Here is a 5,411-nt window from a genome sequence, read left to right on the forward strand (position 1 = left end):
TTGCCGGCGGGAGCGATCTTGAGGCCGCCCCCGCCGGCAAGCCGTGCTGCTACGGGGGGGCGTACACCCAAAGCTCTTGATCGTGATCTTGATCTTCTTACGCGATGGCACAGGCGCCGCCGAACGCGACGTTAAGGCGCCAGGCCGAACGGAGGTGTCGTGGAGGGGGATGAGCGGCAGGGAAGCCGCGAAAGCCGTGCGGGCCAGGGACGGCCCATCACGGCGTGCCCCCGGAATGGCGCCGGAGTGAGGGAACCGGGACGAAGTCGCGGCCCAGCCTGTCGCAAATGGTTTGGTTACTTTGCCGAAACAAAGTAACGCGCCGTAAGGGCGCAAAGGTGAATCCGCGTCACCCTCGCGAACGGATATGCTCACCGAGTTCTAAACCACCGTGACGCTGGCATTGGGAACTCATCCGTTATCGCGTTGGTTGGGATTATGGGTTTCGCCCCTTACGGGCGACCTACTTTCTTTCGGGAAAGTAGGCAAACCATTTGCTCCTGGCTGGGGTCCTTCGGACTTCCCTCGCTCCGGCGTCGTTCCGGGGGCACGCCATGATGGGCCATCCATGGCCCGCACGGCTTTCGCGGCTTCCTGCCGCTCATCCCCCTCCACGACACCTGCGCTCGGCCTGGCGCCTTTACGTCGCGCCCTGTGTCGCCTGTACCACCGCGCATGAAGATCAAGAGCAAAAGCCTCGGTTTACTCCATCCCGTAGCAGTCCGGCTTGCCGGCGTCGGCAATCTTGGGGGTGCAAATGATCTAACGCCTCACGGCAAAATACCTTGAACAAATCCCAAAAAATCACAGTCCGATTTCGGTAGGCCAACGTGTGGCCTGACTGAGGAGACATTGATGAAAGTCTGGACTGTTTCGTTTCTGGATAAAGAAGGTGTGCAGCAGACCCTCGATCTTGAATCCGAGCTGCGTCCCAGTGAGGAAGAGGCCGCAAGGCGACTGCGCCCACGCCTGTTCCCGGTCACCAATGACCTGGACCTCAATGACCTGGAGGGGCGAACACAGGAGCCCACCGTCAAGACACTCAAGGAACAGAACGCCGTACAGATCATCTCCATCATCGAGGCGTCTTGAAACTTACTGAGCGACACACCGCAAACTGCCAATTGGCAACGCCCGGACAATGGGCGTAATCTGCAAACGAGGCCGGTGAGGCATCTACCCGAGTCACATCGCGCATGGGTGCCAGATTTGTAACAGCAACACCGGCCTTGCAGCGACATGCTTGAATCCCGGGCGGTGGATGACCCGCCGCTCAACGCCTCTGTTGCAGGGGGCGTTCAGGGATCGTTGAAACTCTATCTATCGTTGCATAGGAGGACGTTTCATGAGCACGACCTACCAGGAAGACATCAGCACCCACGTGCTGCGCCGCATGAAAGAAGGCGGTTTCGACTTCGCCCGCATCCACCCCATCGAGTTCTACGCCGTGTTTCCGGATGAGAAACGCGCGCGTCAGGCTGCGAGAAAATTCCGCGGCGAGTCCCTCAATACTCAAATCAACGCCCGTGAGGACGGTGCGTGGCACCTGCAACTGAGTAAATTGATGTACGCCACCTACGACGCCATAGGAGACTTCGAACAGGACTTTCAAAGCGCGATCATGGGCCTCGATGGCGAGGTCGAAGGCTGGGGCGTGAAGCAGGAGATCAAGCGGCTTCATTGACTCTGACATGGCACACGCCCCTGTAGCAGCACGGCTGCCGGCGGGGGCGTTGTCTCTGGCAACCCAACCATGAATGACATACCGCCCGCCAGCAGCCGTGCTGCTACTTGATGACAACCCACGCAAAAATCACGGAACTCGCCGAGACGCCATCAGCCAAAAACAGGGCAAAAAAAAGCCGCTCGAATGGGAGCGGCATAAAGGGAATTACGTTGAAAAATCCGGTAACACGAAAACGTCGCTCTTGCAGTCCGAAGTGACGTTTTTCTGCGTTGATGGGGCAATTATCAGCAAACAAACACCGGCCGGGAAATCATCTCTGGCTATGCTGGTAATAGATTTTCCAGTGACAGAACGCTTCGCCATGAAGCGTTGAAGAAATGGGTAGCCCGCTTGTTGCACAGGAATGGTGCAGGGCTTTCCGCAGTTTTATTCAACCTGTTGAAAATTAAGCGTTTATGCCGCTGGCACGGGCCTTGCGAAGGCCCATGGGTCCATGGTGACAAGGAGTACGGCATGATCCGCACCTTTTATGACGAGATGTACGATGCGAACGGCGCTGTCCGTGCGCATTATCGGGAATTCGCCCGCTGGCTGGGTGAAGCGCCACCTGAGCTGCTGGCTCAGCGTCGGCGTGAGGCCGATCTGTTGTTCCATCGCGCCGGGATCACGTTCACGCTGTACGGAGACGAGCAGGGTACCGAGCGCCTGATTCCGTTCGACACGATTCCGCGCAGCATTCCGGCCAGCGAATGGCGCGTGGTCGAGAAGGGCTGTATCCAGCGCGTCAAGGCGCTGAACATGTTCCTCGCCGACCTCTACCACGACCAGCGCATCATCAAGGCAGGGATCATCCCGGCCGAACAGGTGCTCGCCAACGAGCAATACCAGCTGGCGATGCAGGGGCTGAATCTGCATCGCGACCTGTATTCGCATATTTCCGGGGTCGATCTGGTTCGCGATGGCGACGGCACCTATTACGTGCTGGAAGACAACCTGCGCACCCCAAGCGGCGTGAGCTACATGCTCGAAGACCGCAAGATGATGATGCGTCTGTTCCCCGAACTGTTCGCCGCGCAACGGATTGCGCCCATCGACCACTACCCCAACCTGTTGCTCGACACCCTCAAAAGCTCAAGCCCGCTGGACAATCCCAGTGTGGTGGTGCTGACGCCTGGGCGCTTTAACAGTGCGTTCTTCGAGCATGCTTTCCTGGCGCGGGAAATGGGTGTCGAACTGGTGGAGGGCGCGGACCTGTTCGTGCGCGACGACCGGGTGTTCATGCGCACCACTGACGGCCACAAGCCGGTGGACGTGATCTACCGCCGGCTGGACGACGCGTTTCTCGATCCGCTGGCCTTCAACCCAGAATCAATGCTCGGCGTGCCGGGCCTGTTGTCGGCCTACCGTTCCGGCAACGTGGTGCTGGCCAATGCCATCGGCACGGGCGTGGCCGACGACAAATCGGTGTATCCGTTCGTGACCGACATGATCCGCTTCTACCTCGACGAAGAGCCGATCCTGAAGAATGTGCCGACCTGGCAATGCCGCAAGCCCGAGGAGCTGTCCCACGTGCTGGCCAACCTGGGTGATCTGGTAGTCAAGGAAACTCAAGGCTCTGGCGGTTATGGCATGTTGGTGGGGCCGGCTGCCACGGCGGCCGAAATCGAGGCTTTCCGCGCACGGCTCAAGGCCAAGCCCCACGCGTACATCGCCCAGCCGACCCTGTCGTTGTCGACCTGCCCGACCTTCGTCGAAAACGGCATCGCCCCGCGTCACATCGATTTGCGTCCGTTCGTGCTGTCTGGCCGCGAAACCCGCGTCGTGCCGGGCGGGCTGACGCGCGTGGCGCTGCGTGAAGGTTCGCTGGTGGTCAACTCGTCCCAGGGTGGCGGCACCAAGGACACCTGGGTGGTCGAGGATTAAGGAAATCTGCCAATGCTAAGTAGAACTGCCTCGGATTTATATTGGATGTCGCGTTACCTGGAGCGCGCGGAAAACCTGGCGCGCATGCTCGATGTCAGCTATTCGCTGTCGTTGATGCCCCAGGATGGACGCGGCGACGGCCTCAACGAAATCGCCATGCCGCTGCTGATCACCGGCACGCTGGACGCCTATCTGGAACGCCACGGCGAATTGCACGCCGAGCACATGCTGCATTTCTTCGCCCTGGATTCGACCAACCCGGCAAGCATTTTCAGTTGCCTGGCGGCGGCGCGAGCCAGTGCCCATGCCGTGCGTGGGCGCATTACTGCGGACATGTGGGAAAACATCAACTCGACCTACCTGGAAATTCGCGGGATCGCCGAGCAGGGGTTGAGCCGCTATGGCATGAGCCGGTTCTGCGAGTGGGTCAAGGAGCGTTCGCATCTGTTTCGTGGTGCGACCTACGGCACCATCATGCGTAACGATGCGTTTAGGTTCATTCGCCTGGGGACCTTCATCGAGCGCGCCGACAACACCCTGCGCATGCTCGATGCCCGTTACGAGATGCTCGAATTGCGCGGCCCGTCCGCCGATGCTGCCGCCGACAGTTCGGCCGCCGGCTACTACCAGTGGAGCGCCTTGCTGCGGGCCCTGTCCTCGTTCGAGGCGTACACCGAGGTGTACCGCGATGCGCCGGGTGCGCGGCAGGTCGCCGAACTGTTGCTGTTGCGTGCCGACATTCCGCGTTCGTTGCGTGCCTGCCTTGAAGAACTGGACATGATCCTGGCCAGCCTGCCCGGTGCCAATGGCCGCCCGGCCCAGCGCCTGGCCGCCGAACTGGACGCACGTCTGCGCTACACCGGGATCGACGAGATTCTGGACGAAGGCCTGCACGAATGGTTGAACGAATTCATTCCGCTTTTGGCCCAACTGGGTGACGTTATTTACACTTCCTATCTGGAGGCAGCATGAGACTGTCCATTAGTCACGAGACCACCTATCACTACGACGATCAGGTCCGCGCCAGCATCCAGTATTTGCGTCTGACCCCACACGACAGCGAGCGCCAGCAGGTGCTGAGCTGGCAGTTGGCATTGCCGCGCCCGGTGCGGGCGCAGGTCGATCCGTTCGGCAATATCCTGCACGTACTGACGCTGGACGAGCCCCATGAGGCCATTGTCATCGGCGCACGAGGGCAGGTGGAGATCGACGAGACGCGTGAAGCGGAACATGAAAGCCAGTCGTCGCTGCCGTTTCTGCGTTTCACCCGCCTGACGGAAGCGGACGAGGCGATTCGCGAGTTCACCGCCAGAGAAACCAAAAAGCGCACCGATCGCACTGCGCTGATCGATCTGATGCAGGCGCTGAACCAGCACATCGTCTACACCCCCGGCGCCACGGCCGTGGACACCAGCGCAGCGCAGGCCTTTGCCAATGGGGCAGGGGTTTGCCAGGACCACACCCATGCGTTCCTGGCGTGCGCCCGCAGCCTGGGCGTGCCGGCGCGTTATGTGTCGGGATATCTGTACAGCGACGGCAGCGAGCATCTGTCCGGTCATGCATGGGCCGAAGCGTGGCTCGATGACGCCTGGTACAGCTTCGATGTGACCAATCAGCTGGCTATCCCTGAGCGTCACCTGAAGCTGGCGGTCGGCCTGGATTACCTCGATGCCTGCCCGGTACGTGGGATGCGTCGCGGTGGCGGTTGCGAGCAGATGCACGCGAAGGTGGCGGTGTCGCCTTCGGCGCCCGTGGCAATGCCTGTGGTGCAGATGCAGGTGCAACGCCAGTCGTGAGCGAT

The 5,411-nt window shown here is 60.5% G+C and carries 6 protein-coding genes; all 6 read left to right on the forward strand.

What is annotated here, in order from left to right; genetic code table 11:
• The first annotated feature begins 855 nt into the window (after positions 1-855).
• The 6 genes from NPS29_RS28545 to NPS29_RS28570 all read left to right on the forward strand — a co-directional run bounded on the left by NPS29_RS28545 (position 856) and on the right by NPS29_RS28570 (position 5,406).
• Entirely contained in the window at positions 856-1,092 is a 237-nt protein-coding gene (locus tag NPS29_RS28545; RefSeq protein ID WP_274136845.1) for a hypothetical protein, read from the forward strand.
• 253 nt (positions 1,093-1,345) lie between these two features.
• On the forward strand, positions 1,346-1,684 hold the full coding sequence (locus NPS29_RS28550; RefSeq protein ID WP_274136847.1) for a ribonuclease E inhibitor RraB: 339 nt from the start codon (positions 1,346-1,348) through the stop codon (positions 1,682-1,684).
• Between the two features lie 73 nt (positions 1,685-1,757).
• Positions 1,758-2,060 (forward strand): hypothetical protein, encoded by a 303-nt coding sequence (locus tag NPS29_RS28555; protein ID WP_274136849.1) that lies wholly within the window; start codon positions 1,758-1,760, stop codon positions 2,058-2,060.
• Between the two features lie 140 nt (positions 2,061-2,200).
• Positions 2,201-3,610 carry a circularly permuted type 2 ATP-grasp protein gene (locus tag NPS29_RS28560; RefSeq protein ID WP_274136851.1) on the forward strand — a complete coding sequence of 470 codons (1,410 nt, stop codon included), beginning with the start codon at positions 2,201-2,203 and terminating at the stop codon, positions 3,608-3,610.
• Positions 3,611-3,622: 12 nt separating this feature from the next.
• On the forward strand, positions 3,623-4,582 hold the full coding sequence (locus NPS29_RS28565) for an alpha-E domain-containing protein (protein WP_274136852.1): 960 nt from the start codon (positions 3,623-3,625) through the stop codon (positions 4,580-4,582).
• Entirely contained in the window at positions 4,579-5,406 is an 828-nt protein-coding gene (locus NPS29_RS28570) for a transglutaminase family protein (protein ID WP_274136853.1), read from the forward strand. The genes NPS29_RS28565 and NPS29_RS28570 overlap by 4 nt, the downstream gene beginning before the upstream one ends.
• The last annotated feature ends 5 nt before the right edge of the window (positions 5,407-5,411 follow it).

Source organism: Pseudomonas putida, assembly GCF_028682175.1.
GTDB lineage: Bacteria > Pseudomonadota > Gammaproteobacteria > Pseudomonadales > Pseudomonadaceae > Aquipseudomonas > Aquipseudomonas putida_AD.

Coding starts and splice junctions, on each gene's coding strand:
- NPS29_RS28545 (WP_274136845.1), top strand. CDS start 856: ATGAAAGTCTGGACTGTTTCGTTTCTGGATAAAGAAGGTGTGCAGCAG.
- NPS29_RS28550 (WP_274136847.1), top strand. CDS start 1,346: ATGAGCACGACCTACCAGGAAGACATCAGCACCCACGTGCTGCGCCGC.
- NPS29_RS28555 (WP_274136849.1), top strand. CDS start 1,758: ATGACATACCGCCCGCCAGCAGCCGTGCTGCTACTTGATGACAACCCA.
- NPS29_RS28560 (WP_274136851.1), top strand. CDS start 2,201: ATGATCCGCACCTTTTATGACGAGATGTACGATGCGAACGGCGCTGTC.
- NPS29_RS28565 (WP_274136852.1), top strand. CDS start 3,623: ATGCTAAGTAGAACTGCCTCGGATTTATATTGGATGTCGCGTTACCTG.
- NPS29_RS28570 (WP_274136853.1), top strand. CDS start 4,579: ATGAGACTGTCCATTAGTCACGAGACCACCTATCACTACGACGATCAG.